Here is a 25,119-nt window from a genome sequence, read left to right as displayed (position 1 = left end):
ACTAAAAACGAATAAATACATAAGAAAAGGAGCTGCCTCATGTCGTTATCCAGGGTTGAATCTCGTAAACGTCAGCAGGAAAATAAGCAGAAGCGCAAAAATAGACGCAAAAAATTCGTTGTTGTGCAATTATGCTTAATTGCCTTGATTTTGCTTGGCCTCGGTCTAATCCTTCAAGCCGATCGCTTGAACATATGGGTTGATCAGGTAAGCGGCATGCTAAAAGGCGAGCAGCGTGTGATTCATAATGTTCCAGACACTGGCACGGACAACGGCTTGCAGGCAGATGATGCGGAGCCAGAGCCTTCACAGCAGCCGAATGACGAGCAGGAAACGGGAGCGGGAGCGGATACTGACCCGCAGGAGGATTCTGAGCAAGCTGCCGAACCGCCAGCAACAGATGGAGAAGGGCAAGTAGATGAAGATGTGCCGCCGCCAGCTACTGCAGAACCGAGCGAAAGCCAGACCGTTCAGCTTGCTTTCGTTGGCGATCTGTTGCTCGGCGAGTATATCCAAAGCTATCTTGATTCTGAAGGGGCTAGCTATCCTTATCAGCAAGCGTTGTTTCATTTGACATCGGCCGATATTACTGCAGGAAATTTGGAAATGCCGATTACGAAGGTTGATGAGCCTGCTGAAAATAAAACGTATGTTTTCAAAGGCGCACCCGAAGCGTTAAACGGCTTGGTTGATGCGGGATTTGACGTTGTATCGCTGGCCAATAACCATACGCTGGATCATGGTGTTAATGGACTGCTTGATACGATGAAGTATTTGGACGAATACGGCATTCACCATGTTGGAGCAGGCAACAATGCAGAGGAGGCTTATGCGCCCTACATCCAGGAGGTCAACGGCATTAAGGTTGCTTATGTTGCAACAAGCCGAGTGCTTCCGGAAACGACATGGAAAGCGAACCGCTACAGTGCCGGATTGGCCGAATCCTATGATCCGACTCAAACCTTGGACAGCATAGCTGAGCTGGAGGAAACCGCGCATATTACCGTTGTGCTTGTCCATTGGGGCAAGGAGCGTGCAGACTCGCCAGACGAGAATCAGCTTAATTTGGCGAAAAAGTATATCGATGCGGGTGCAGATCTGGTCATTGGCAGTCATCCTCATGTGCTGCAGGGCTTTGAGCAATATAAAGGCAAATGGATTGCGTACTCGCTTGGCAACTTTGTCTTCTCCTCTCATCCTAAAGGGAGACAGGCAGAAACAGGTGTACTGACGGCGACCTGCAACCATGAAGCAGATTGCGAGCTGCAATTTGCACCGATGAAAATTAACAATGCCCAGCCTACTCCAGTTGAAGGAGCAGATGCAGTGAATATATTGCAGTTTCTTGAGCAGGTTTCATTGGGCGGGGTGAGAATAGATGAACGAGGCAATATTTCAAGCTAAATGGAACGCGAGCCGAAAGAGCGGAGAAAAGGAGCAACGTAAATGGTATCTATAATTGCAGAATGGTGGCTTCGTCTGCTGCTTGGCTTGGCAGGAAGTGTGCTGATTAGCTATGCGGCGTATCGGCATCGCTCTCTGTCGCTTTCGGGCGCGCTGTCGGCTGTCGTAATGGGGATGGGCTTTATTGTATTAGGCACTCCGCTTTGGTTTACTTTATTGATCGTCTTTTTTGTAAGCTCAAGCTTTTTGTCCAAATGGAAGCGCTCCTCGCACAGCAAGCAGGAGGCTGAGCAGCAATATGAAAAAAGCGGAAGACGCGATGCAGGACAGGTATGGGCTAACGGCGGCATTGGCTTGCTGCTCTGTGTTGCATATGCATTGTTCCCGCATAAGGCATTAATTTACGGCTACATCGGCGTTATGGCAGCAGTTACTGCCGATACATGGGCAACGGAAATTGGCGCGCTCAGCAAGCGCATGCCGCGCTCGATTTTAACGCTGAAGCAGGTTAAAGCAGGAACGAGTGGAGGGATTACAGCGCTAGGCTTGGCAGCCTCGCTGGCAGGAGGATTGCTGATTGGGCTGGTTGCCTATTTGCTTGATGGCAGCTTGCTGCATGGCGTCTGGATCGGTGCTGCAGCCGGATTGCTTGGCTCGATCGTGGATTCCTTGATCGGCGCAAAATGGCAGGCGATGTATCGCTGCCAAATATGCGGCAAAGAAACCGAAAGACAGCAGCATTGCCAGCAGCGTACATTGCCGCTGCGCGGAGCGGCATGGCTTAATAATGACAAGGTCAATCTATTGTCCAGCATTATTGCTGGCGGAGCGGCCTGGCTGCTGTCTGCCGCGCTGTAGAAGCTTTATGAAAACCTATAAAACCTCTGGCAACGCTGCGGTTCATGCCGCCGCGTCAGACAGAGGTTTTGTTGTTGCCAGGCTACTAGCATTGTAGGTTATTTGACAAGCTCTTCCATTTGCTCGATCAATTCCTTGAAAACACTCATTGCTTGCTCAATCGGCTCTGGCGAGGACATATCAACGCCGGCACGTTTAAGAATTTCAATCGGATAGTCGCTGCCGCCGCTTTTCAGGAAGCCAAGATAGCGTTCGACTGCTGGTGCGCCTTCTTCAAGAATTTGCTTGGAGAAGCTTGTAGCAGCAGAGAAGCCTGTTGCGTATTTGTACACATAGAAGCTCGTGTAGAAATGAGGGATACGCGCCCATTCCATCGCAATATCCTCGTCAACCACAACACCGTCGCCGTAATATAGCTTATTCAAATCATAATAGATGGCGCTGTACTCCTCAGGCGTTAACGACTCGCCTTGCTCGGAGCGCTCGTGAACAATCTTCTCGAACTCTGCAAACATCGTTTGACGGAATACAGTGGTACGGAATTGATCTGCGTAATAGGTAAGCAGATACAGCTTCTCCTTAGGATCGGTCGAATTTTTCAGCAAATGATCCATTAGCAGCGCTTCGTTCAAGGTTGAGGCGACCTCTGCAAGGAAAATCGGGTATTGTGCATTGCGATACGTTTGCGCTTCATCGGAATAGTAGGAGTGCAATGCGTGACCCATTTCATGCGTGAGTGTAAACATGCTGTTCAAGTTGTCTTTATGGTTCAGCAGCACATAAGGATGGGTGCCGTAAGCGCCCCAGCTATAAGCGCCGCTGCGTTTTCCTTCATTTTCATAGACGTCGATCCAGCCATCTTTAAAGCCTTGCTGCAGCACGCTTAAATAATCATTGCCAAGCGGCTTCAAGCTTTCAGCAATGATGTCTTGTGCCTTGTCGTAGGAAATATTCATATCAAATTCCTCTACAAGCGGAGCAAACAGATCGTACATATGCAGCTCCTCAATGCCAAGCAGCTTTTTGCGAAGCTCCATGTAGCGGTACATTAACGGCAGATGCTCATGGATCGTTTCAATCAAGTTGTTGTATACACTTGTCGGCACATTGTCGCCATATAAATACATTTCCAAAGCGGAATTGTATTTTCTTACTTTTGTCATAAACAGGTTTTTGTTAATGTTGGCGCTGAAGGTTGCTCCGAGTGTGTTTTTCAAGCTGCTGTATGTACGGTACATCGCACCGAATGCTTCACGGCGAACGTCGCGGTTTTTGCTTTCAAGAAATTGAATATAGGTGCCATGTGTCAGCTCAACCTCTTCACCGCGCTCATTTTTCACCTTTGGAAACTTCATATCGGCATTGTTCAGCATGCCGAATATATTGCTGGAGGCCGAGCTGATGTTGCCAACCTGTGCCATGATTGCTTCTTCTGCCTGTGAAAGGATATGCGCCTTTGAGCGCTTCATTTCTTCAAGCGAATGCTTGTATTCGGCAAGCTGCGGATCAGCGATTAGTTGGTCCAGCTTTTCGTTGGAAAGAGCGAGAATTTCAGGATTAATAAAGGATAATGCCTCGTTAGCCTCGACATTCAGCTTGCGGGCTTTTTCTGCCAATGCTTGATATTTGGTGTTTGCCATATTTTGATGCAGGCGCATGTTGGCATAAACATACAAGCGCTCAAGATGCATCGATAGCTGATCGTCAAGCTTGAAGCATTCAAATATATCCTGGGCATTGTTCAGCTTGCCTTGATAAGCTTGAAATTGCGGCAGCATGCTTTTCGCTTTTTCAAATTCTTCATCCCATGCCTTTTCAGTTGCAAAGATGTCTTCCAGCTTCCATTGGTATTGCGGATCCATTTCCTCGCGTTTTTTTACCGTTGTCATCGTATTCCTCCTTGTTTCTTTTTTGTTGTCAAGCTGCGTGATGTAGGGTGGAGCAGCATTGGCTGTAGTCGAGCCAAGCAAGCTTAATGCAAGCACAACGCCCAGACATTTGCCTATAGCAAGTTTCATGATTCACCTCTAACCAATATTAGTCAGCCTTACTTTTTCCAAAAGCAGGTGAAATCATTCTTGCTGCTGCTCAATTTTAGATTATGTTCCTAGCTTGAATAAAGAATAAATGATGATGAAAAAGGCGAAAGCAATCATGACTAAGGAAGAGATTGCCAACCACTTCTTCAACGGAGCAGGTATCGTATCCTTCTTCAATATAAGAATTAATCCTAAAGAAAAAGCCAATATGATAAAGATAACGCTTATCGAGCCGTCCATACTTCACCTCCATCAGCGATTCAGCAGCTAGATGCTGCGTAAATTTTGCATAATTTGCTCTAGCTCATCTTCTTTGCCGATAAAGTCCCCAGGACGAAAATGCTTGCCAGCCCAGTCCATCAGCTCGGCACGGCTTACAAACTGAAAGCCTTCCTCGCCCCATTGGTCGGAAATTTTGCGGACAACAAGCGTTTTGCCTTGCTCCTCAACTGTAAGCATGTTGTATTTGTCATGCTTGTAAATGGTATGCTTTTTAAACAATCGGATCACACTTTCTCTTTTTGTAATGAAGCTAATAGTATCATCATAGCTATAATTAAAGTAGTAAGCAACTAACCGGGGCAAATTGCATAAAATGAATAGGCATAAATGATTAGTATGCGCAATATGTTTAAAATGTATTCAACTTTTGTAAAAATTGCAATTAATTTGAAAAGGCACTATAATGACAGTATTCACTGCTTTAGCAGTGGCCAATTTTAGGAGGTTATGTAATTTGAAAGGTACAGTTAAATGGTTTAACGCAGAAAAAGGTTATGGGTTTATTCAAGCAGAGAATGGTGAAGATGTGTTCGTTCATTTTTCTGCGATTGTTGGCGACGGCTTTAAATCTTTAGATGAAGGACAATCGGTTGAATTTGACATTACTGAAGGTAATCGTGGTTCACAAGCTGCGAATGTTCAGAAGCTATAAATAGATCGAGCTAAGCCGAAGAGAGCTTGTCATGCCCAAGGGACTTGTCCCGTGGAGGGCAGACAAGCTCTCTTTTAATTTAAAGCTGCTGTGGATAAAATAAAATATAGCAGGACTGGCTGAAAGTAAGCGCCGTCATTGCATAATTTGTTGTTCATAACGAATTTGTAACAGCTAATGGCTAGATTATTTAGTGCAAGATATGTTACATTAGGGTGTAGATGATGCGAGCGTGACATTTGCACTTTTCATCTGCATGAGCAACATGAAAAGTTTTAGGAGGTGCCTTCACATTATTATCGCTAATCGAAGTAAAAAGGCTCCAACGGGTGCTATTCGAATGATGCATCGCGTCTACAAATATGTGCTGCCAAGTGTTGATGCTGAGCTGGACGAGCTTAAGCTTAAAGCTAGAAACATCCCTGATCCAGAGCTGCGGCAGCAGGCGTTGAACAGTATCCGCGACAAAAAGTTTCATTGCCAGGGTGGAGGCGTGTATGCAGCCGCCAATTTGCAGTATCATGCCGTGTTGATACGACTAATCGTTGCCTTGCAAACGATCAGTGATTATTTAGATAATTTATGCGATAGAAGCACGTCGCTTGACGGAGATGATTTCCGCATGCTGCATCAATCGATGCTTGATGCGGTTACGCCTGATGCTGAGGTAAAGGATTATTACGCCTACCGCCAGGAAAAGGATGACGGCGGCTATTTGCATGGGCTTGTGCTGCAATGTCAGGAGCAGATCAATAAGCTGCCTTCTTATGCGAAGGTGCAGCCTTATGTGATTGAGCTTGTCTCGCTTTATTGCGATTTGCAGGTTTACAAGCATATTGCCAAGGAGCTGCGCGAAGAAAAATTGCTGCAATGGTGGGAAACACATCGTGATTGCTACCCGCAGCTGGAATGGAATGAGTTTGCAGCAGCAACGGGCTCAACGCTGGGCATGTTTATGCTGTTTTTAAATGCAACGGATCCAGCGCTTACGACAGAAGAGGGACAGAAGTTTAAAGATATTTATTTTCCTCATGTTTGTGCCTTACATATTTTGCTTGATTATTTGATTGACCAGGAAGAGGACAAGGCGGGCGGAGATTTGAATTTCTGCAGCTATTACAATGACGAGACTCATCTTGTTGATCGAATCGGCATGATTGTAAGCCGGGCGAGGGAGGATGTACAGCTGCTTCCCGAGTCAGGCTTCCATCGTTTGATTATAGAAGGACTGCTGGCCTTGTACTTGTCTGATCCGAAAGTACAGCAGCAATCTGGCGTGCGCAAGGTTTCGAAGCAGTTAATGAAAAAAAGTCCAATGACCCGTTTATTTTTTTTGCTGAACAGCGTTTGGATACGTAAACAGCAGGCTTAATATATTGAACTATTTGAAAGTGAGGAACTAATATGTCAGCAGTGAAAAAAATCGCAGTACTTACAAGTGGTGGAGACTCCCAAGGAATGAACGCAGCAGTACGTGCTGTAGTACGCAGTGCGATTTATCATGGAATTGAGGTTTTTGGCGTTCAGCGCGGTTATCAGGGCCTGTTGAACGATGATCTTCGTCCGATGGATTTGCGCAGCGTGGGAGATATTATTCAACGCGGCGGTACGATTTTGCAAACAGCGCGCTGCAAGGAGTTTACAACGCCTGAAGGACAGCAGCGTGGTGCTGATATTTTGAGAGCAAGAGGCATTGACGGACTGGTCGTAATCGGTGGCGATGGTTCTTATCAAGGTGCGAACAAGCTAAGCAAGCTAGGCATTAAAACGATGGGCATTCCTGGTACGATTGATAATGACATTCCGTATACTGATTACACAATCGGCTTCGATACAGCTGTAGGCATTGTTGTTGATGCAATCAATAAAATTCGCGATACAATGTCCTCGCACGAGCGCACAAGCGTTGTGGAGGTTATGGGACGCCATTGCGGCGATATCGCGCTTTATGCAGGGCTTGCAAGCGGTGCAGAAACGATTATTGTACCTGAAGTGCCGTATGATATTAACGAAGTAGCTGAGCGCATGAAGCATAATTTCGCTAAAGGCAAGCGCCATAGTATTATCGTAGTTGCTGAAGGAGCCGGTCGTGGTGAAGATGTTGCCAACAAGCTTACCGAGCTGAGCGGAATTGAAGCGCGCGTTACTGTACTTGGACATATTCAGCGTGGAGGTACGCCGACAGCGCAGGATCGTATTCTTGCCAGCCGTTTGGGCGATTTTGCTGTGCGCCAATTGATTGAAGGCAATTCAGGCAAGGGCTGTGGCGTTATTGACGGCGAACTGGTTACAACCGATATTGATGTTGTAACGTCAACCAAGCGTCCTTTCAATATGGAAATGTACGATCTTGCACTTCGTCTATCGCAATAATTTAAGATGGCAATGAAGAGAGGGTTCAGTCTGTCAGTTTCACTGACTTTCTGAGCAGCCTCTCTTTTTTTATCCATTTAGCACTGCGACAACGAGGTGAACGCTGTCGAGATTGTTAAAACATCATTTATGTTGAGATATTAGCCTGTAACGCTGCAGATTCTGCCTCTATACTCTTGGTGAAGCGACAGCTTCGATTAAATTAACAGGAGGTATGAAGCATGTGGAAAAAATCTATGCTGCTTTTGCTGCTATGTGTTGTGCTTGTTACGGTTCATCTTAGCGGCTTGCAGCCGGCTCAAGCGGCGCCAAGCTTTGCGAAGGGCGCGGACATCAGCTGGGTTCCTGGCATGGAAGCGCAGGGCTATGTGTGGCGGGATAAGAATGGCGTGCAGCGAGATATTTTGGACATTTTGAAAAATGATTACCAAATCAACTCGGCCCGCATACGCGTCTGGGTTAATCCCTCGAATGATTATGGAAACGGTTACTTGACGGTGGATCGAGCTGCAGCACTGGCCAAGCGCGCCAAGGATAAAGGAATGAGCATTATGCTGACTTTGCATTATAGCGATTCCTGGGCTGACCCGGGCAAGCAAAACAAGCCGGCCGCTTGGGCAAATTACAGCTTCCAGCAGCTGATGGATGCCGTATACAACTGGACGCGTTATGTGATGACGACGATGCAATCAAAAGGCGTAACGCCAGACTGGGTGCAGATCGGCAATGAAACGAACAACGGTATGCTGTGGAACGATGGCAAGGCTACCAACAGCATGAGAAACTATGCATGGCTTGTAAATAGCGGACATAATGCAGTCAAATCGGTTAGCAGCAGCACCAAAACAATCGTTCATTTGGCTAATGGCTATGATAATGGCTTATTCCAATGGAATATTGGAGGCTTGATCAGCAATGGCGCTAATTTTGACATAATCGGAATGTCCTTGTATCCATCTGCCTCGGACTGGTCTGCGAAAGTTAACCAAACAATTAGCAATGCCAACAATATGATCGCAAGCTACGGCAAGCCGATTATCATTACAGAAATTGGCATGGATTACAACCAGGCCACGGCTGCAAAAAGCTTTATAACGGACATTAAAAATAAGGTGAGGAGCATTTCAGGCGGCAAAGGGCAAGGGGTGTTTTATTGGGAGCCTCAAGCGACGCCAGGCTATAATGGCGGCTATAGCAAGGGAGCCTGGAATTCCAATATGAGACCAACGATCGCCCTGGAGGGCTTTATTAACTAGACAGAAATGAAAAACGGGCTGTTTATAAAGATAACAGCCCGTTTTTCGATAAATCTATAATCTTTTCGCCAACTGTAACGTTATTGGCGGTAACCCCAAAACTTTAATGCAGAATCGTACCTGACTGTCCGCGACAAATGCTGAATTGGACGATTTCCAGTGCATCTTCAGGCTCTAGCAGTTCAATTCCATCGCGCAGTACGATTTTAGTCTCCAACTCCTGAGAGGTTAAAAAATCAAACATTTCAGGCGCCAGACGTTCTACAATTGTTGCAAGCTTTACTGTTTCCATATCCATCAACAACACCCCAATCCATAAGTTTAAAGTGTTACAAGACAAAGAAAACATTTCTTCAACAGCTGCGTTGGAACGTCTATATTATAACACAAATCTCGTGAAAAAAAACACGTTGTGAGATGAAATAGGCGTCAGCCTTCTTTAAGTCTGCGAAATTCGCCGACAACTCCTACTGTTTCTACGATTGTTACAAAGGCAAACTTGTCGACACTTTGAATTTGTTTTTTGAGCTCGGCAAGCTCATAGCGTGTTCGTACCGTCATCAGCATATCCTTGTCGCTTGAAGTGTAGGCGCCGCGCGTTTTAATAATCGTAATGCCGCGTGGATGCGACAGCAGCTGCTTCAGCATTGCCTCGGTTTGCGTCGTAATAATAAAGACAGTGACCTTCAAATGCTTGATATGAATAACGTCAATCATTTTTCCTGCAACAAAAATCGATACAAGCGAATACATCGCCAGCTCAAAATCTTTCGTAAATATAATGTGCATTGCAATAACGAATCCATTTAAGCCAAATAATATCATTCCGACAGGGATATCCTTTTTTAACGTAACGATGGAGGCGATAATGTCAAAGCCGCCAGTTGAACCGCCGCCGCGCAGGGCGATGCCTGAAGCGAGGCCAACCGCAATACCTCCGTATACAGCGCCCAGCAGCATGTCATCGGCCAGCGCATGAACAGGAAGCAGCTGCAAAAACAAGGTTGAAGTAATGACGGAATAAACGCTCCACATAATAATTTGCTTGCCCAACTCGAACCATCCCCAAATCAGCACAGGCAAATTCAGTACGAGATAGAGCCAGCCAATATTGCTGTTTGTAATATAGCCGATTACCATCGCAACCCCAGAAATTCCGCCGCTCAGCAATTGTAAAGGAACCAGCAGCATGTTGAAGCCAAAAGCAAGCAGCAGCGAGCTTGCCGTCATCATAATAAGCCGAAAAATAAATTGCTTTCTGCTGTACATTATTTTTGCCATAGCTTGTCTCACTCCTAATATTTTTAGATTTAACTGCCTGATTATGTAAATCGAACAATTATCTATAGTATGGTGTTGAAACGTTAGCTAGTATTCATATGTTAAACTGTGGTATAATAATTAAGACGTTTTTTAGAGGCTTTAAAATAGAAGGAGTATGAGAAAAGTTTGAAAACATTTGCTGAATTTGGCTTGGAACCAAAAGTGTTGCAAGCAATTACAGAGCTTGGATTTGAGGAGTCAACACCAATACAGGATAAAGCGATTCCGATTGCGTTAACTGGCAAAGACTTGATTGGCCAAGCTCAAACAGGGACGGGTAAGACTGCAGCGTTCGGGATTCCGCTCATTAATAAAATCCCCGTGCACGAAGAGCGCATTGTAGCGCTTATTATGACACCAACACGTGAGCTTGCTATTCAAGTGTCAGAAGAAATTGGAAAGCTTACGAGATACAAAGGACTTCGCTCGCTGCCGATTTATGGTGGACAAGAAATTGGCCGTCAAATTCGCGCATTGAAAAAGAAGCCGCAAATTATTATCGGTACACCAGGAAGATTGCTTGACCACATTAATCGTAAAACGATTCGTCTAGAAGACGTACAAACTGTTGTATTGGATGAAGCCGATGAGATGCTCGATATGGGCTTCATGGAGGATATTCAAAACATCCTGAAGCAAGTTCCTGAAGAACGTCAAACGATGCTATTCTCGGCTACAATGCCAGCCAACATTCAACGCCTGGCACAACAGTTTTTGAAGGAACCAGAACATGTTTCTGTCATTCCGAAGCAAGTAACAGCACCATCGATCGAACAAGCTTATATTGAGGTGCATGAGCGTCAAAAATTTGAAGCTTTAAGCCGCTTGCTCGATATGGAATCTCCTGAGCTTGCCATCATTTTTGGCCGCACCAAGCGCCGTGTTGATGAGCTGAGCGAAGCGCTGCAAAAGCGTGGCTACAGTGCTGATGGCTTGCACGGCGACCTTTCGCAAAACCAGCGCGACACCGTTATGCGCAAGTTCCGCGATGGCAGCATTGATGTGCTGGTTGCAACAGATGTTGCGGCGCGCGGTCTGGATGTAACAGGCGTAACGCATGTTATTAACTTTGACCTGCCACAGGATCCGGAAAGCTATGTACACCGCATCGGCCGTACCGGTCGTGCAGGCAAGGAAGGTAAGGCATGGACTTTTGTCACACCGCGTGAAATGGATCATTTGCGCTTTATTGAGCGCATTACGCGCCAACGCATGGTGCGCAAACCGTTGCCTAGCTTGAGCGATGCAATCGAGGGCAAGCAACGCATTACGGCAGAGCGCGTCATCGATATTGTGGAAAATGGCGAGTTCTCCGAGTACAAAGGGCTTGCTATTCAACTGCTTGAGCAATATGACTCCGTGCAAATGCTGGCAGCTGCATTGAAGCTGTTGACAGGAGACAAAAAGGAAATATCAATTGAGCTGACGCCTGAGGAACCGCTTCGTGCTAAAAAACGCAGACCGGACATTCGTTCCAGCGGTCGTCCATTCACTCGTGATCGCGGCGGCAGCAGCTACCGTGGTGGCAGCAGCAGCGGCGGCTCCAGAGATCGCCGTTCCAGCAGCTACAAAGGCGGCGAAGGAAGTAAGGATGGATCGCGCAGCTACGGCAAGCGCAGCAGCGAAGGTCGCAGCTATGATTCTCGCTCTGAGCGTCGTCCACGTCCGAACTTTTCGTCAAGCAAGGAATAAAATGGAAAAGTCCGTGTCGCCTGCGGGCAACACGGACTTTTTTCTACCTATACATTAGCTTTGAATTAGTAATTGTAGCCAAAACCGAATGTTGCAACAATGATTACAAGAAGAATGAAAAGAACTAGAACCCAAGCAGCGTAAGAACCGCCATAACCACCACAATTGTTGTATGATGCGTTGCCCATATTAGCAACCTCCTTTGAGTTTTCTTGTTGGGGAACATACCATATACTATGCAGTTGCTTATGGATGGTTTAAACGAATACCCAGATCAGTTAATTTTGGGCTAATTTTATCTATTTACTTATCATAAAATGGAGGCGTATTCAATGGAACCTAGAGGCGTCATGGGTGGGATCTATCGACTAACGGAATGGATCATGAGGCTTTCAGTCATTAATCTGCTATGGATACTTTGCGGAGCACCATTTTTCTACTTTATATTCGTAAGCTTCCTTACATTGCTGAATGGCAGTGTACAGGAAGAAGATTTGCTCGGCTTTGTCCAAACGGCTTGCTTGACGCTCGGCGTTTTAGCTCCCTTTACATTCTTTCCCTCGACTGCCGCAATGTTTACCGTTGCTCGCAAATGGGTTACAGGAGAAGCTGATGTGCCGCTATTTAAAACGTTTTTTAAAGGCTACAAGGATAACTTTAAGCAAAGCATGCTGGGCGGCATCATTTATACGGTACTAATCGTCGTCTTGATTGTCGATTATTATTTCTTTATCGGAAGCGAAAACGGCCGAATATTGTCCGGTATCTTCATCGGCTTAATTGTACTGGCGCTTGTTTCGTTGCTCAATTTCTTCTCGATGCTGGTCCATTATCATATGAAAACGCTGCAATTGATTAAAAATTCGCTGCTCATTACGATCGGCAAGCCGCTTCGTTCGATTACGGCAGCAGTCCTGGTAGCGTTTATTCTTTTCCTGAGCTTCACGCAATTTACATGGCTGCTGCTATTTTTTACAGGCAGTATGATTGCGGCAGTTGCTTACTGGAACTTCAACCTCATTTATATGAAGCTGCAGCAGCAAATTGAGGATATGAAAAAGAACGAGGAAGAAGAGGTTGAAATAGCGGCGGAGATGGATCGTGAGGATCTTGTAAAGTCAGATTACAAGGAGACCAAATAATAACAAGCCAAACTCCGTTTACTTTTTATCAAATTCGGTCTATAATGACAATACATCCTGCGATGTTCGTCATGGCTCAACGTTGTTTTGAACCAATGGCTGTTTCACGGGAGTTCAACATCATTATACAAATGACCTGCCCTGCACAGCAGGGACTTCAAATGTATAATTGCGGACACCCACCTGCGAGAGCGGGTTCAGAAACATATGGGCTTAACGGCATAGGCGGGTTGTCATACATAGGCCGAGAGCGATTAACTAGTGAATACTGGTGAAAGCTCTTTTTTCATGCATAGAAACATGGTATTATGGTAAGAGTTAGGACAAGAGGGGGAGATCACTGTTGTTAAAGCGAACCTTAGTTGGATTGATACGAAGCTATGAAGGAACGGGTGACAGAGCAAAGGATCCTGCATTAAAGTCTCATATATATAAGTTATCTAAAGAGAAGGCTTGGGAAGAGGTTGTTTCCACGCTTAAAAAAATGCAAGGGTACAGACTTCTGCATGAAGTGCAAAACGTAGGGGAGATTGTTCTTGAGAAAAGAACAATGTTCGGTAGAACGATGGACATTACCGTTTCAGTCATTAGCGTTGATCCGCTACGTTCAGCAGTAGATATTTATTCGGCATCGAGAGGCTCTCTTGGGGACTTAGGCTCCAATTATCGCGTTATAATGGAGATTTACCGTGTGCTAGATAAAAAGCTTGCCGCTTATAAATTGAATAACGTATAAATAAAAGCGAGGAAGGATTATCCTTCACTCGCTTTGTTTCAGTTATACTAATTGTTTGACTGCAGCAATCGCGGCATCGTAATCAGGATGATTGCTCATCTCGGACAAGTATTCCACGTATTGAATAACATTGTTTTCATCTACGATAAAGATGGAGCGCATATCAAGTGCAAATTCTTTAATGAATACACCATACGCCAGACCAAAGTTGTTATCCTTGTAATCAGACAGCATAACTACTTTGTCTACGCCGCTTGCACCGCACCAGCGTGCTTGTGCGAACGGCAAATCAGCACTGACAGTTAGAACGACAACCTTGTCGCCCAGAGCTGCCGCAGCTTCGTTAAAGCGGCGGGTTTGTGCTTCACATACGCCGGTATCAATCGAAGGAATTACGCTGATCAGCTTCACTTTGCCTGCGTAATCATTAAGAGAAACATATTCTCCAAGTGATTTGCAAAGTGTAAAATCTGGTGCCTGGTCACCAACTTTAAGCTCTGGACCGACTAATGTAAGCGGATTGCCTTTCAAAGTGGCAACACCTGTGCGTTCTTGAGTCATTATTAAATCCTCCTTTTAATTCGTGTTCAAAATTAAATTTTTGAACCTCTATGTAATGCGTTACGTAAATATTATAAACGTTACAACAAGAGCTTGTCCAATCGTAGAAAAGGATGTGATGGCAGAGATGATTTTTTTAAGATATGAAAGCTTTAAGGGATATTTGCGCAGCTACCCAGTAACAGCAGCAATTGCTGCATTATGCATCATATATTTTTTTATTACGAGCATAATGGGCAATCCTGGCATGTCGCTTGATGCAATCCGCTTCGGTGCATTCCTTTCCGTTCCCGGAGTTGATTCCTGGGGGATGGAGCAGCCCTGGCGCTATATTACGTCAATGTTTATGCATGCAGATTTTGCGCATTTATTCCACAACATGATGATGCTGATCATCTTTGCCCCGCCGCTGGAGTACGTCATGAAGAGCAAGCGCTATGTGTGGTTCTATTTGCTGTGTGGCATCGGTGCCAATGCCTTTTCTGCGCTAATTTATAAAATAGAAGGTCAGGGGCAAATATCAGTCGGTGCATCAGGAGCGATTTTTGGCGTATTTGGCGCATACTTCTTTTTAGTGCTATTTCGCAAGCAGCTGCTTGACCCGGCTTCAATCAAAACGATTAATATGATATTAATCATAAGCCTGATTTCTTCATTGCTAATCGTTAAAGTTAATTTATGGGGGCATGTTGGCGGCTTTATTACTGGATTTATGCTATACCGATTCTTTGATCAAATTCAAAGGATGAAATTACAAAAAAGAGATCATGTCAATTAGGAGAGAACATATTTTATGGAATTGCGACAGCTTTATTATTTTGTAAAGGTGGCGAAGAAGGAGCATGTGACTCAAGCTGCAGAAGAGCTTCATGTTGCGCAATCGGCGGTAAGCCGACAAATTCACCAGCTGGAAGAAGAGCTTGGAGTCAAGCTTTTTGTACAAAAGGGAAGGAATTTACAACTGACCCCGGTAGGTCAGCTTTTCTTACGTCGAGCTGATGAAATTTTGCGCGATCTTGATCGGGCAGTTCAGGAGGTTCACGAGTTTCTTGATCCAGAGAAAGGGGAGATTAGGCTTGGATTTCCTCATAGCCTTGGAATTTCGTTAGTTCCGCAGGTCGTTGCGGCTTTTAGATGCCTAAACCCAGATGTTCGCTTTCGTTTTAAACAAGGAATGTATCCTTCATTAATTCGCGATTTGGTTAAGGGAGAAATCGACCTCGCTTTTATTTCACCTGTGCCTAATGACGTCGAGCAGGTGACGGGGAAAATTTTAATTACTGAGGAGCTGTTTGCGATCTTCCCGAGCACGCATCGACTGGCAAAGCGTGAGCAGGTTCGTTTGGAGGAATTGAAAAGCGATCCGTTTATAATGTTCAGCGAAGGCTACTCGCTGCGGCCGCTTGTAATGAACGCTTGTGAAACAGCCGGCTTTACGCCGAATATTGCATTTGAAGGAGAAGAAACGGAAACAATTCGAGGATTGGTTGCCGCAGGCATGGGGATTAGCCTGCTGCCAAAGCTTGCTGTTGAATATATTGCGCCGCTGCCTATTTCGATTGTTAAGGTAGTCGACCCTGTCGTTACGCGCAATATCGGTCTTATCCATCGCACTAATGAAAAGCTGCCGCTTGTTGCAAAAGTTTTTTATAATTTCTTAATGAATTATTTTGCTAATGAATTAAAGAAGTAAGCAGAAACCGTTTCTTTTAATTGTAAAAATAAAGGGCTTATCGCAGGTATGATGACCAGCGAAAGCCCTTTTTAACGTATTATTCTCTGTTTTGCGTAAGAATAAGAATGAAACGGACCAGCTCAAGCAAGGAGAGGAGCGCTGCAGCGACGTACGTTAGTGCAGCGGAGTTTAATACCTTTGCTACTCCACGCTCTTCATCGGTGCGGATAAAGCCTTCTGCAACCATCAAATCACGTGCGCGGCTGCTTGCATTAAACTCAACAGGCAGCGTAATCAGCTGGAAAATAACCGTAACAGCAAAGAAAATAACCCCTAGCTGAGCAAGACCAAATGCCCCGAACAAAAAGCCGGCAATTAATAAAAATGGAGCGATGCCTGACGCAAAATTGACGATTGGAAATATTCTATGACGAGCAACAAGGAACGGATAAGCTTCCTTGTGCTGAATCGCGTGACCAATTTCGTGACATGCAACTGAAATCGCACTAATGGAACGCTCATAATAAACTGGTTCTGATAAACGAACTACGCGGTTAATTGGATCGTAGTGGTCAGTCAATGCTCCTGCAACCGGTTCGATCGGTACATCGTGCAAACCGTTGTTGTCCAGCATGCGACGAGCTGCCTGATATCCGGTCAAGCCGCTGGATGCTTCAACATCTGACCATTTCTTGAATGTTCCTTTTACTTTGAATTGAGCCCAAATTGTTAAACCAAAAGCTAGTATTAACAATATGTAGATCATTCTACATTCCTCCATATGAAGTTATTGATTACGCCATTCGAGAGCAGGACATCAGCTAATATCGAAAGCAATTACATTAATGAGCCTTTATTCATAATCAGCATGAGCGCCTCCATACATGCGGCAGTTTGCGGCAGCAGGCGAGTGTACAAATGCTTGGCTTGATTAGGCTTAAGCTGGTCCAGAACAGGCTCAAGCTCCTTTACCTCCCGTTGCAGCGCGGTAAGCTGCTTCTCAAGCTCAGATACCTTTTGCTTGATTTCCTGCTTAGGGGAGATATGATCCAATTGCTTAAGGATGTCTTTAATCTCGTCTAACGTATATTTATCTTTTTTCAATGATTCAATACGTTCTAAACGCTGTAAGGTTTCAACATTATATAGACGATAATTATAATTTGACCGCTTAACAGGCATGATTAGACCAATCGAGGTGTAATAATCAATAGTACGAGAATTAATGTTAGCGAGCTTAGCCAATTCGCCAATCCGATAAAGCTTAGCTTCTGTCAATTTACTTCACCGTCCTTTCCTAACGTATCCTTATTAATTTTAATAGGAAATAGTGCAAAACGTCAAACAGGAACAAAAGTATCTTTATATAGATAGCTTGTCCTATTTTGTAGCGATGTTGTTAAGTAAATTATACTTTTAACGTTAGAACAGCTAAAAATAATGTTAGGTATTTTGGATTATTGTGCTCCATTAACAAAAGTGTCTTAAAAATGCAAATTTCAATACAGAAAATATATTCATTAGCCAAAACCTCGGGTATATAATGACATTAATTCTTGCGAATGGTGTTAGAAAACATTACACTGAGGAGTGGTAATCATGGTTAAGAAAACATTACTAGCTTTGGGGTTGATATCAATGATCTTCCCGCTGGCAGCTTACGCATCAGAAGCTGACATTGCCAACCTGACGATCGGCCTGGATTCATTATGGATTATGTTGGCGTTCATTCTAGTGCTTTTGATGCAAGGTGGCTTCATTTTACTAGAAGCTGGTTCAACTCGCATGAAGAATGCTGGCCATGTAGCTGGTAAAACAATTTTTACCGTAGCGCTAGCGGCGCTTGTTTATTGGGCGGTCGGCTACGGGATTGCATTTGGTACGAGTGGAATTAACGCATTTATCGGTTGGGGTGAGTTTTTCTTTAACCCTGCTACAGCAGTTCTTGAAGGTGAAAGCTACCCAGCGGCTGTATTTTTCCTGTTCCAATTAGCTTTTGCAGCAATTTCCCTTTCAATCGCTTGGGGCGGATTTGCTGAGCGTGCGAAACTAGGTTCTTATATCGTATTTACACTATTCTATGTTTCCTTTATCTATCCTATTGTAGCACATTGGATCTGGGGCGGCGGCTGGTTGGCTGACCATGGTGCCCAAGACTTTGCAGGCTCGACGGTCGTTCACCTGTCAGGGGCGGTTGCAGCGCTTGTTGCTACAATTTTACTAAAACCACGTATCGGAAAATTCAACAAAGACGGTTCTCCTAATGAAATTCTTGGACATAACCAAGTGTACACAGCACTTTCTGTTCTATTGCTATGGGTTGGCTGGTTCGGCTTTAACGCGGGTTCAACTGTAGCAATCGGCGATGGCTTCTTCGCTTACGTTGGCTTCACGACTATGCTGGCTGCTGGTGCCGGCGGTGTTGCAGCATTGTTGATTTCATGGGCGGTTAGCGGCAAAGCAGATATTACAACTATGCTGAACGGCGTGCTTGCAGGTCTTGTTGCGATTACGGCATCCTGTGCTTTCGTTGAGCCATGGGCGGCAGTTGTGATCGGTTTAATTGCAGGGGTGCTTGTATTCTACAGCGTTAAAATGTTTGAAAAGCTAAAAATCGACGATCCGATCTATGCATTGTCTGTACACGGTATGGCAGGTATTTGGGGTACATTGGCTAACGGTATTTTTGCAACACAAGAGCTTGCGGAAAAAGTTGGCGTTGGTCAAGGCGGCTTGATAGATACTGGTAGCTTCAAGCAGCTTTGGGTCCAAATCGAGTCTGTTGTATTTGCCGGCGTATTTGTAGCAGTTGCTTCCTTTATCGTGCTTGGTATTATGAAAGCAGTAATGGGCTTCCGTGTAACAGAAGAACAAGAAATTGTTGGTCTTGATCTTTCCGAGCATGGCGTGTATGGTTATCCAGAGCAGCTTGGCAAATCAGAAAAAGCTTAATAAACGCTTAAGCATTACTCTAGGTTGAGGAGTCGATGGTGTTGGAGGTTGAAACATTCGTTAAGCTGAAAAAGATGATTGATGATGCGGATCAACTAACACAGCTGCGCAGCTTAAGAGATCAATTTCAACTATCAATACAGCATAATGAGCAGATGGTTCATAAGGACTCCATCGCAAATTGGAACTTTCAAATCAATGAGGTGCATGATGCCTTTATAGCGAAGACGATTGCACTGGCAGAATTGCGTATGGTAGGAGAAGGGCTTGGTCCTCCTCCTACCTCGTATTCTTATTTGCTGCTGGGCAGTGCTGGCAGAAGCGAGCAAACTCTGGCAAGCGATCAAGACAGTGCCATGATCTATGAGGATACGGACGATGCAGAGGCGTCAAGGCATTATTACAGAACATTTGCGTCCTACGCTGTATCGATGCTGATTGAGCTAGGGTATCCGCCTTGTGATGGAAAGGTTCAAAGTAATGAAAGCCTATGGTGCCAGACGGAAGCAGAATGGAAAGCCAAGCTCGATCATTGGTACGAGGATGCCAGCTGGGAGTCCATTCGCTATTTGCTTATTGTTGCCGATGCGCGATGCATTGTTGGAGATGACTCGCTGTTTTCACGTGTTAGAACGTATTATAGAGAAGGTCTGGCTGCACGTCCGCACATTTTAGAAAGAATGATCGAAAATACCGTTCAGCATAAAATGCTGCTTGGAGTTTTTGGTCAGTTTATTACCGATCGCTATGGCGAGCATGTTGGGAGCATTGATGTGAAATACGGCTCTTATATTCCGATTGTCAATTCAGTGCGCTGGCTTGCTTTGGACTCGGGAATCCTTCAGACTTCAACGCTTGAAAGAATGGAAGGCTTGCAGGAGGATGGCGTTTTAACTTTTCAGGAGTATGCGGATTATCGCGATGCCTTTTTGCAAATGCTGTCGCTGCGCTTAAAAGCAGGCTACCGTATTGAAAATGGCATGTATGAAGGGTTTAGCAAGCTGCACCCGAAAAGGTTAGATTCGGACGAAATAAAGAGATTAAAGAAAAACTTAAGATTGGGCAAGGAATTGCAAAGGCTCGTCTTAAAGAAATTTGCAAGGCTTAAGTAGGACGGTGTAAGTATGAAGGAGCCTAACGGCGTAGGCAGAATGTGGAGTCTGTACAAGATGGGTGGATTTACGCCTGCGATTGCCTCCATGCTAGGATCGCAGCACGCGCAGCAAATGGCGCAAATTCGCAATATGAACCGAACGCAAAGGAAAACGTCGGTACTTGACAGCAAATTAACGGAGCTGGAAATTGTCGTATTCGATCTTGAAACGACAGGATTCAGTCCAGCAAATGGTGATGAAATTATTTCATTTGGCGCAGTGGCAGTTCGCGAGGGAAAGGTGATTGAGGAGGAAAGCTTCTATTCTCTAGTCAACCCGAAGCGAGCAATTCCGCCTGTCATCGTTGAACTGACAGGTATATCAGATGAGATGGTCGAGGATGCACCTGATCTTATACATGTACTGAGTGCATTTATGCAATTTATCGGCCGTAGAGTGCTGGTCGCGCATGCTTCGGGCCATGACAGGCAGTTTCTTAATCAAGCACTGTGGAAAACGTCAAAAACAAGCCTCAACCACCGTGTAATCGATACAATGATGCTTGCAAAATGGCTGGAGCCAGGGCTGGCGCAATACGACCTGGATACGTTGCTGGATCGGCATCATATTCCGATTGAAAACCGTCATCATGCGCTGTCAGATTCTTTAATGACGGCACAGCTTTGGCTGCAATATATGAAAAAAGTAAGTGAGAAAAAAAATATTGTTACTTTAGGAGATTTATACGCCTATTTAAGTCAGCACTAACGGATAGTTTATAAATTGATTCTGCACGTTCCTGCGGTAGAGTTTAATTTGTAGGCTGTCTTTTTGTTTTAAACTAACGATGGCGTATAGCAATTGGCTGTCAAGAAGGCCTGCCACGTCTCTTGAAGACGGTACGGCTTCCGCTGTCGGATGCGAATGGTAGATGCCTGCAATGGTCAGCTGCCGCCTGCTGGCCCAATAGTGGGCATTTACCCATTGCTCAGGATCAAAGCGAAAAGCGCTCGTTTTTTGCTCATGAACATTGTCAATGCGCATGCAAGCTGTAATCGTGCTGTCCCCGTCGGGTGCCAGCAGAATGCCGCAAGCTTCTTCGGGAAAAGCTTCCGTGCTGTGCTGTATCATTTGCTGATAGCAGCTTTGTTTTAACGAGATTTGCATAGTTTCCTCCGTGTCATGATTGGTCTCTTTTACTTAGTATAGCAAAGCTCAAATAAGCTTACACTATAGAAATAAACGTTAGTTGGCATATGCTTGAAGCAAGCAACGTAGCATGATAGTATAATTGTAAGAACTGGATAGAGGAAAGGGCTAACGATGAAAAAAATATATTCCGCTGTCATTGTAGCAATGCTGCTTTGCGGCTTTGCAGTTTATGAATTTGTGCAATCAGGCGAGGAGAAGTCCAGCAGCGCTATCAGCCATGCGGCTCAAAACTTTAAGCCTAAGGCTGGAGAACTGTCCTTTGTTAATGAGCTGCCGAATATAGAGGAGAAGCCGGTTAGCTTTGGCGGTCAGCAGGCCAAGCTGCAGCTTATTAATTTCTGGGCTTCATGGTGCGGACCTTGCGAGCTGGAGGCGCCGGATTTGCAAAAGCTGCACGAAAAGTATGGTGAGCAGCTCGCTTTGTACGGCGTTAACGCAACAGATACAGACAATGAGCGTCAAGCTCGAAAATTTGTAGAGGATTTCGGTTTTACATTCGAGGTGCTGTTTGATCGGGATGGCGATTTGACGAAGCTGTATAGTGTCAGAACTTTTCCGACCAGCTTTTTAATTGATGAACAGGGCGTTATTCGCGAGCGAATTAATGGCGTGATTACGTTGGAGCAGTGGGAAAACATCATTGAATCCTACTTGCCGAACGTCTCGTAATAAAAATTAGGCGTGAGCAGCATACTGATATGCTGAGCTCACGCCTTTTTGCTTTAGATATTGGCTAGTCCTGCATATTCCTGAGAATTTGCAGGCTGCTCTACGCTCACTCTTTGAATGCTGAGAAGCGCATAATGGAAGCTGTCAACAATTGCAGCCCAGCTTGCATCAATTACATTGCCGGACAGGCCAACTGTGTTCCAGCTGTTTTGCTTGCCTGTTGATTCGACGAGTACGCGAACCTTGGCTGCTGTTGCATCAGTTTCGTCGATGACGCGGACCTTATAGTCTGTTAGATATACTTGTTCGATATCTGGATAATATTGAGACAACGCTTTTCTTAACGCATTATCAAGCGCATTGACAGGCCCGTTTCCTTCAGCAACCGTATAAATTTGCTGTCCATCGATGCTGATTTTTACGACTGCTTCAGAAATGATCGAATCCTGCTTGTATTCAGTATGGACCTTGTATGATTCAACCAAGAACGCAGGCTGCCAATCGCCGAATGCTTTGCGCAGCAGCAGCTCCAGCGATGCATCCGCCGCTTCGAATTGATAACCCTCATGCTCAAGCTTCTTAATATGATCCATAATTTGTTTCGTTTTTTCATTGTTAGTATTTACATCCAAGCCCAATGCGCTCGCTTTGGAAATGATATTGCTTTGTCCAGCAAGCTCGGACACGAGCACACGCTGCTTGTTGCCGACCAGCTCAGGCTGAATATGCTCGTAGGTTTTGGAATCCTTCATAATGGCAGACACGTGAATGCCGCCTTTATGAGCGAACGCCGCATTGCCTACATATGCTTGACCGACAGGCATATGCACATTGGCCACCTCGCTAATATAGCGCGCGGTATTGGTCAGCATTTTCAAGTTATCGTCTGGCAAGCAGTCATAGTTCATTTTCAATTGCAGGTTCGGGATGATGGAGCATAAATTCGCGTTGCCGCAGCGCTCGCCATAGCCGTTAATTGTGCCCTGCACCTGAGTTGCGCCAGCATTGACTGCAGCCAATGTATTGGCAACAGCAAGCTCGCAGTCGTTATGCGTATGAATGCCGACAGGCATATCAAGCTCTTGCTTGACACGAGAAACGATTTCTGCAATTTCATTAGGCAAGGTTCCGCCGTTTGTATCGCAAAGCACAAGCCAGTCTGCGCCGCCTTCCTTCGCGGCTTTTAATGCGGACAAAGCATATTCCGGATTGTTTTTGTAGCCGTCAAAGAAATGCTCGGCATCATACATTGCTTCGATTTCGTGACGCTTAAGAAATGCAAAGGATTCTCTAATCATTGCCAAATTCTCTTCCAAAGATGTCTGCAGTGCAATATGCACGTGAAAATCCCATGCTTTTCCGACAAGTGTTGCTGCAGGTACGCCTGATTCAATAATTCTCAACAAGCTTGCATCATGCTCGGCAATGCTATTTTTGCGGCGAGTGCTGCCGAAGGCAGTCAGCTTCGCTTTAAGGTTTAACGATTTGACGCGCTGAAAAAATTCAATGTCCTTGCCATTGCTTCCAGGATTGCCGCCTTCAATATAGTCAACACCCAATTGATCAAGCTTTTGGGCGATCTTCAACTTATCATCTGCCGACAGGCTGATACCCTCTCCCTGCGTGCCGTCGCGCAGCGTCGTGTCGAATATAAAGATTTTAGATGACATAAAACAAATGACGCCTCCTTCATTGATAGCCAATACAAACCATATTGACCTATTATATCATTATCTAGTCATATTGCGATAGCGATAGGTAAAAATATGCGGCAAATCGCTTAATATGCCTATATTTCAGCTTAAATGAGCAAAAAATGGACAAATGATTAAGTTTAGCTTGGCGAACATATGTGCTATAATAATGTAATCGAGACAAGTGTAGGAAATGAAGGTGGAGCATTTGCCAGATGTAAATGAGTATTATCCTGTAAGCGGTAGAGTCATATTGCATTTGGATATGAACGCATTTTATTGTTCTGTGCATAGCGCCGAGCAGCCTGAGCTGTACAAGGGCAAGGCAACCGCAGTATCGGGAAGCATAGAGAAGCGAAAAGGCATTATCGTTACTTGCTCATATGAAGCAAGAAAAAAAGGAATACGTACGGGTATGCATGTGAGAGAAGCGAAGCAAATCGCGCCCGAGCTTATTCTCATTTCGCCTGATTTTGATCTGTACCGCAAATATTCAAGAGGCTTTATGTCAATCGCCGCTCAGTACACACCGCTAATTGAGCAAGTATCGATCGACGAATGCTATATGGATATTACCGGCTCGAAGCTGTTTGGCACACCGCTTGAAATTGCTCATGCGATTCAAAAGCGAATAGCAGAGGAGCTTGGTTTGCCTTGCTCGATTGGAGTTGCACCAAACAAGCTGCTTGCTAAAATGGCCTCCGATATGAAGAAGCCGAACGGCATTACAGTATTGCGTCGGAGGGATGTGCCGAATATATTATGGAATAAGCCATGCGATCAGCTGTTTGGCATCGGTGGGCAAACGGCAAAAAAGCTGAAGCGCCTCCATATTCATACAATCGGCGAGCTGGCGCAGGCAGATGAGCACCTGCTAACGAAGTCATTCGGCGTTCTAGGCAATTGGCTCAAGCAGGCTGCCAATGGCATAGATGCTAGAGAAGTAAAGGCAGAGCGCGAGGCTAATAAATCAATTGGTCATACCACAACTTTACCAGCAGATTTAACGAATATTGAAGACATTAATCGTGTATTACTAAATTTGTCCGATCAAACCTCACGCAGATTGCGCCGCCAAAAGCTCGTTGCTTCCACCGTGCAAATTACAATACGCAGACCAGATATGTCGACCTTTACTCGCTCCTATACGCTGCCAACACCAACGCAAAGCATGGAGGTCATCTACAAGCATGCGCAGCAATTGCTTGTTCAGCACTGGAAGCCGGCTGAGCCGGTGCGGCTGCTGGGTGTTACGCTGCAAAATTTGCAGCCTGAGCATAATGCGGCTATTCAACTCGATTTGTTCAACTACGAGCAAGAGCCTAAAAAAGAAGCGCTAACGAAAGTAATGGATCAGCTGCGCAACAAGTTCGGCGAAAGCGCGGTGCTGACAGCAGGGATGCTTAGTGATGATCCATCCAGTCTTATTCGCAATAAAAAGCTGCGCGGCACCTCCTTGCAAAAGCTGGAGGATAATCATTTCGAATAAGTTTAAACGTATACAC

The 25,119-nt window shown here is 45.1% G+C and carries 27 protein-coding genes and 1 other RNA gene; 18 read left to right on the top strand and 10 right to left on the bottom strand.

Annotation, left to right across the window (positions count from 1 at the left end):
- Window positions 1-39: 39 nt before the first annotated feature.
- A complete protein-coding gene (locus KJS52_RS05235; protein WP_213513619.1) occupies window positions 40-1,404 on the top strand; it encodes a CapA family protein in 1,365 nt (454 codons plus the stop codon).
- A gap of 42 nt (window positions 1,405-1,446) precedes the next feature.
- A complete protein-coding gene (locus KJS52_RS05230; protein WP_213513618.1) occupies window positions 1,447-2,262 on the top strand; it encodes a DUF92 domain-containing protein in 816 nt (271 codons plus the stop codon).
- Between the two features lie 98 nt (window positions 2,263-2,360).
- Here KJS52_RS05230 and pepF read toward each other — a convergent pair whose 3' ends face one another.
- Window positions 2,361-4,151: an oligoendopeptidase F gene (pepF, locus tag KJS52_RS05225; protein WP_213513830.1), complete on the bottom strand. Its 1,791-nt coding sequence runs from the start codon at window positions 4,149-4,151 to the stop codon at window positions 2,361-2,363.
- Between the two features lie 244 nt (window positions 4,152-4,395).
- Here pepF and KJS52_RS27875 point away from each other — a divergent pair, with 244 nt between their 5' ends.
- The gene (locus KJS52_RS27875; RefSeq protein WP_213513617.1) at window positions 4,396-4,572 is read left to right on the top strand and encodes a hypothetical protein; all 177 of its coding nucleotides are present in this window, start codon (window positions 4,396-4,398) and stop codon (window positions 4,570-4,572) included.
- On the opposite strand, the gene KJS52_RS05215 is transcribed toward KJS52_RS27875, so the two are convergent.
- Window positions 4,569-4,811: a hypothetical protein gene (locus KJS52_RS05215; RefSeq protein ID WP_373871339.1), complete on the bottom strand. Its 243-nt coding sequence runs from the start codon at window positions 4,809-4,811 to the stop codon at window positions 4,569-4,571. The two genes, KJS52_RS27875 and KJS52_RS05215, sit on opposite strands and share 4 nt — an antisense overlap.
- Window positions 4,812-5,037: 226 nt before the next feature.
- Here KJS52_RS05215 and KJS52_RS05210 point away from each other — a divergent pair, with 226 nt between their 5' ends.
- From KJS52_RS05210 to KJS52_RS05195, 4 genes are all read left to right on the top strand, one after another.
- Window positions 5,038-5,235, top strand: coding sequence for a cold shock domain-containing protein (locus tag KJS52_RS05210; RefSeq protein ID WP_306433566.1), 198 nt, complete (start codon window positions 5,038-5,040; stop codon window positions 5,233-5,235).
- Between the two features lie 340 nt (window positions 5,236-5,575).
- Window positions 5,576-6,607: a tetraprenyl-beta-curcumene synthase family protein gene (locus KJS52_RS05205; RefSeq protein ID WP_213513614.1), complete on the top strand. Its 1,032-nt coding sequence runs from the start codon at window positions 5,576-5,578 to the stop codon at window positions 6,605-6,607.
- Window positions 6,608-6,639: 32 nt separating this feature from the next.
- Complete coding sequence (gene pfkA / locus KJS52_RS05200) at window positions 6,640-7,608, top strand: 6-phosphofructokinase (RefSeq protein ID WP_213513613.1); 969 nt, start codon at window positions 6,640-6,642, stop codon at window positions 7,606-7,608.
- Window positions 7,609-7,844: 236 nt separating this feature from the next.
- Window positions 7,845-8,864, top strand: coding sequence for a glycoside hydrolase family 53 protein (locus tag KJS52_RS05195; RefSeq protein ID WP_246563191.1), 1,020 nt, complete (start codon window positions 7,845-7,847; stop codon window positions 8,862-8,864).
- A gap of 103 nt (window positions 8,865-8,967) precedes the next feature.
- Here the strand turns inward: KJS52_RS05195 and KJS52_RS05190 are convergent, their stop codons facing one another.
- Window positions 8,968-9,162 (bottom strand): hypothetical protein, encoded by a 195-nt coding sequence (locus KJS52_RS05190; protein ID WP_213513611.1) that lies wholly within the window; start codon window positions 9,160-9,162, stop codon window positions 8,968-8,970.
- 131 nt (window positions 9,163-9,293) lie between these two features.
- Complete coding sequence (locus tag KJS52_RS05185) at window positions 9,294-10,145, bottom strand: YitT family protein (protein WP_373871337.1); 852 nt, start codon at window positions 10,143-10,145, stop codon at window positions 9,294-9,296.
- 168 nt (window positions 10,146-10,313) lie between these two features.
- Here KJS52_RS05185 and cshA point away from each other — a divergent pair, with 168 nt between their 5' ends.
- The gene (gene cshA / locus KJS52_RS05180; RefSeq protein WP_213513610.1) at window positions 10,314-11,879 is read left to right on the top strand and encodes a degradosome RNA helicase CshA; all 1,566 of its coding nucleotides are present in this window, start codon (window positions 10,314-10,316) and stop codon (window positions 11,877-11,879) included.
- Between the two features lie 65 nt (window positions 11,880-11,944).
- On the opposite strand, the gene KJS52_RS05175 is transcribed toward cshA, so the two are convergent.
- A complete protein-coding gene (locus KJS52_RS05175; protein WP_213513609.1) occupies window positions 11,945-12,067 on the bottom strand; it encodes a YjcZ family sporulation protein in 123 nt (40 codons plus the stop codon).
- 144 nt (window positions 12,068-12,211) lie between these two features.
- Between KJS52_RS05175 and KJS52_RS05170 the strand changes: the two genes are divergently transcribed.
- The 3 genes from KJS52_RS05170 (at window position 12,212) to KJS52_RS05160 (ending at window position 13,757) form a co-directional block, all read left to right on the top strand.
- A complete protein-coding gene (locus tag KJS52_RS05170; protein WP_213513608.1) occupies window positions 12,212-13,021 on the top strand; it encodes a YesL family protein in 810 nt (269 codons plus the stop codon).
- A gap of 51 nt (window positions 13,022-13,072) precedes the next feature.
- A non-coding RNA gene (gene ssrS / locus KJS52_RS05165) (6S RNA) lies at window positions 13,073-13,257 on the top strand.
- Between the two features lie 104 nt (window positions 13,258-13,361).
- Complete coding sequence (locus tag KJS52_RS05160; protein WP_213513828.1) at window positions 13,362-13,757, top strand: DUF1499 domain-containing protein; 396 nt, start codon at window positions 13,362-13,364, stop codon at window positions 13,755-13,757.
- A gap of 42 nt (window positions 13,758-13,799) precedes the next feature.
- On the opposite strand, the gene tpx is transcribed toward KJS52_RS05160, so the two are convergent.
- Entirely contained in the window at window positions 13,800-14,318 is a 519-nt protein-coding gene (gene tpx, locus KJS52_RS05155) for a thiol peroxidase (protein ID WP_213513607.1), read from the bottom strand.
- A 118-nt stretch (window positions 14,319-14,436) separates the two neighbouring features.
- On the opposite strand from tpx, the gene KJS52_RS05150 reads away from it, so the two are divergent.
- Window positions 14,437-15,096 carry a rhomboid family intramembrane serine protease gene (locus KJS52_RS05150; protein WP_246563136.1) on the top strand — a complete coding sequence of 220 codons (660 nt, stop codon included), beginning with the start codon at window positions 14,437-14,439 and terminating at the stop codon, window positions 15,094-15,096.
- A 15-nt stretch (window positions 15,097-15,111) separates the two neighbouring features.
- Window positions 15,112-16,011 carry a glutamate biosynthesis transcriptional regulator GltC gene (gene gltC / locus KJS52_RS05145; protein ID WP_213513606.1) on the top strand — a complete coding sequence of 300 codons (900 nt, stop codon included), beginning with the start codon at window positions 15,112-15,114 and terminating at the stop codon, window positions 16,009-16,011.
- Window positions 16,012-16,090: 79 nt separating this feature from the next.
- Here gltC and KJS52_RS05140 read toward each other — a convergent pair whose 3' ends face one another.
- Complete coding sequence (locus KJS52_RS05140; protein WP_213513605.1) at window positions 16,091-16,759, bottom strand: zinc metallopeptidase; 669 nt, start codon at window positions 16,757-16,759, stop codon at window positions 16,091-16,093.
- Window positions 16,760-16,830: 71 nt separating this feature from the next.
- Window positions 16,831-17,271, bottom strand: a complete 441-nt coding sequence (locus tag KJS52_RS05135) for a MerR family transcriptional regulator (protein ID WP_213513604.1) — start codon at window positions 17,269-17,271, stop codon at window positions 16,831-16,833.
- A 321-nt stretch (window positions 17,272-17,592) separates the two neighbouring features.
- On the opposite strand from KJS52_RS05135, the gene KJS52_RS05130 reads away from it, so the two are divergent.
- From KJS52_RS05130 to KJS52_RS05120, 3 genes are read left to right on the top strand one after another with little or no spacing between them, the layout of a single operon-like run.
- Window positions 17,593-18,945: an ammonium transporter gene (locus KJS52_RS05130; protein WP_213513603.1), complete on the top strand. Its 1,353-nt coding sequence runs from the start codon at window positions 17,593-17,595 to the stop codon at window positions 18,943-18,945.
- A gap of 41 nt (window positions 18,946-18,986) precedes the next feature.
- Entirely contained in the window at window positions 18,987-20,057 is a 1,071-nt protein-coding gene (locus tag KJS52_RS05125) for a DUF294 nucleotidyltransferase-like domain-containing protein (RefSeq protein WP_213513602.1), read from the top strand.
- Window positions 20,058-20,069: 12 nt separating this feature from the next.
- Complete coding sequence (locus KJS52_RS05120) at window positions 20,070-20,807, top strand: exonuclease domain-containing protein (RefSeq protein WP_213513601.1); 738 nt, start codon at window positions 20,070-20,072, stop codon at window positions 20,805-20,807.
- Here the strand turns inward: KJS52_RS05120 and KJS52_RS05115 are convergent.
- The gene (locus tag KJS52_RS05115; RefSeq protein WP_281425549.1) at window positions 20,793-21,206 is read right to left on the bottom strand and encodes a M67 family metallopeptidase; all 414 of its coding nucleotides are present in this window, start codon (window positions 21,204-21,206) and stop codon (window positions 20,793-20,795) included. The genes KJS52_RS05120 and KJS52_RS05115 overlap by 15 nt on opposite strands.
- A 156-nt stretch (window positions 21,207-21,362) precedes the next feature.
- Here KJS52_RS05115 and KJS52_RS05110 point away from each other — a divergent pair, with 156 nt between their 5' ends.
- On the top strand, window positions 21,363-21,920 hold the full coding sequence (locus KJS52_RS05110) for a TlpA family protein disulfide reductase (RefSeq protein WP_213513599.1): 558 nt from the start codon (window positions 21,363-21,365) through the stop codon (window positions 21,918-21,920).
- A 53-nt stretch (window positions 21,921-21,973) separates the two neighbouring features.
- Here the strand turns inward: KJS52_RS05110 and cimA are convergent, their stop codons facing one another.
- Window positions 21,974-23,590, bottom strand: coding sequence for a citramalate synthase (gene cimA, locus KJS52_RS05105; RefSeq protein ID WP_213513598.1), 1,617 nt, complete (start codon window positions 23,588-23,590; stop codon window positions 21,974-21,976).
- Between the two features lie 217 nt (window positions 23,591-23,807).
- On the opposite strand from cimA, the gene KJS52_RS05100 reads away from it, so the two are divergent.
- Window positions 23,808-25,103 (top strand): DNA polymerase IV, encoded by a 1,296-nt coding sequence (locus KJS52_RS05100; protein ID WP_373871336.1) that lies wholly within the window; start codon window positions 23,808-23,810, stop codon window positions 25,101-25,103.
- Window positions 25,104-25,119: the final 16 nt, after the last annotated feature.

The organism is Paenibacillus montaniterrae (assembly GCF_018403185.1).
GTDB lineage: Bacteria > Bacillota > Bacilli > Paenibacillales > Paenibacillaceae > Pristimantibacillus > Pristimantibacillus montaniterrae.
This window is presented reverse-complemented; position numbering and strand designations above follow the sequence as displayed.

What these genes read in the sequence shown, in the direction of transcription:
- KJS52_RS05235 (WP_213513619.1), top strand. Translation starts at nt 40, where the DNA reads ATGTCGTTATCCAGGGTTGAATCTCGTAAACGTCAGCAGGAAAATAAG.
- KJS52_RS05230 (WP_213513618.1), top strand. Translation starts at nt 1,447, where the DNA reads ATGGTATCTATAATTGCAGAATGGTGGCTTCGTCTGCTGCTTGGCTTG.
- pepF (WP_213513830.1), bottom strand. Translation starts at nt 4,151, where the DNA reads ATGACAACGGTAAAAAAACGCGAGGAAATGGATCCGCAATACCAATGG.
- KJS52_RS27875 (WP_213513617.1), top strand. Translation starts at nt 4,396, where the DNA reads ATGAAAAAGGCGAAAGCAATCATGACTAAGGAAGAGATTGCCAACCAC.
- KJS52_RS05205 (WP_213513614.1), top strand. Translation starts at nt 5,576, where the DNA reads ATGATGCATCGCGTCTACAAATATGTGCTGCCAAGTGTTGATGCTGAG.
- pfkA (WP_213513613.1), top strand. Translation starts at nt 6,640, where the DNA reads ATGTCAGCAGTGAAAAAAATCGCAGTACTTACAAGTGGTGGAGACTCC.
- KJS52_RS05195 (WP_246563191.1), top strand. Translation starts at nt 7,845, where the DNA reads ATGCTGCTTTTGCTGCTATGTGTTGTGCTTGTTACGGTTCATCTTAGC.
- KJS52_RS05190 (WP_213513611.1), bottom strand. Translation starts at nt 9,162, where the DNA reads ATGGATATGGAAACAGTAAAGCTTGCAACAATTGTAGAACGTCTGGCG.
- KJS52_RS05185 (WP_373871337.1), bottom strand. Translation starts at nt 10,145, where the DNA reads ATGGCAAAAATAATGTACAGCAGAAAGCAATTTATTTTTCGGCTTATT.
- KJS52_RS05175 (WP_213513609.1), bottom strand. Translation starts at nt 12,067, where the DNA reads ATGGGCAACGCATCATACAACAATTGTGGTGGTTATGGCGGTTCTTAC.
- KJS52_RS05170 (WP_213513608.1), top strand. Translation starts at nt 12,212, where the DNA reads ATGGAACCTAGAGGCGTCATGGGTGGGATCTATCGACTAACGGAATGG.
- tpx (WP_213513607.1), bottom strand. Translation starts at nt 14,318, where the DNA reads ATGACTCAAGAACGCACAGGTGTTGCCACTTTGAAAGGCAATCCGCTT.
- KJS52_RS05150 (WP_246563136.1), top strand. Translation starts at nt 14,437, where the DNA reads ATGGCAGAGATGATTTTTTTAAGATATGAAAGCTTTAAGGGATATTTG.
- gltC (WP_213513606.1), top strand. Translation starts at nt 15,112, where the DNA reads ATGGAATTGCGACAGCTTTATTATTTTGTAAAGGTGGCGAAGAAGGAG.
- KJS52_RS05140 (WP_213513605.1), bottom strand. Translation starts at nt 16,759, where the DNA reads ATGATCTACATATTGTTAATACTAGCTTTTGGTTTAACAATTTGGGCT.
- KJS52_RS05130 (WP_213513603.1), top strand. Translation starts at nt 17,593, where the DNA reads ATGGTTAAGAAAACATTACTAGCTTTGGGGTTGATATCAATGATCTTC.
- KJS52_RS05120 (WP_213513601.1), top strand. Translation starts at nt 20,070, where the DNA reads ATGAAGGAGCCTAACGGCGTAGGCAGAATGTGGAGTCTGTACAAGATG.
- KJS52_RS05115 (WP_281425549.1), bottom strand. Translation starts at nt 21,206, where the DNA reads ATGCAAATCTCGTTAAAACAAAGCTGCTATCAGCAAATGATACAGCAC.
- KJS52_RS05110 (WP_213513599.1), top strand. Translation starts at nt 21,363, where the DNA reads ATGAAAAAAATATATTCCGCTGTCATTGTAGCAATGCTGCTTTGCGGC.
- cimA (WP_213513598.1), bottom strand. Translation starts at nt 23,590, where the DNA reads ATGTCATCTAAAATCTTTATATTCGACACGACGCTGCGCGACGGCACG.
- KJS52_RS05100 (WP_373871336.1), top strand. Translation starts at nt 23,808, where the DNA reads ATGAAGGTGGAGCATTTGCCAGATGTAAATGAGTATTATCCTGTAAGC.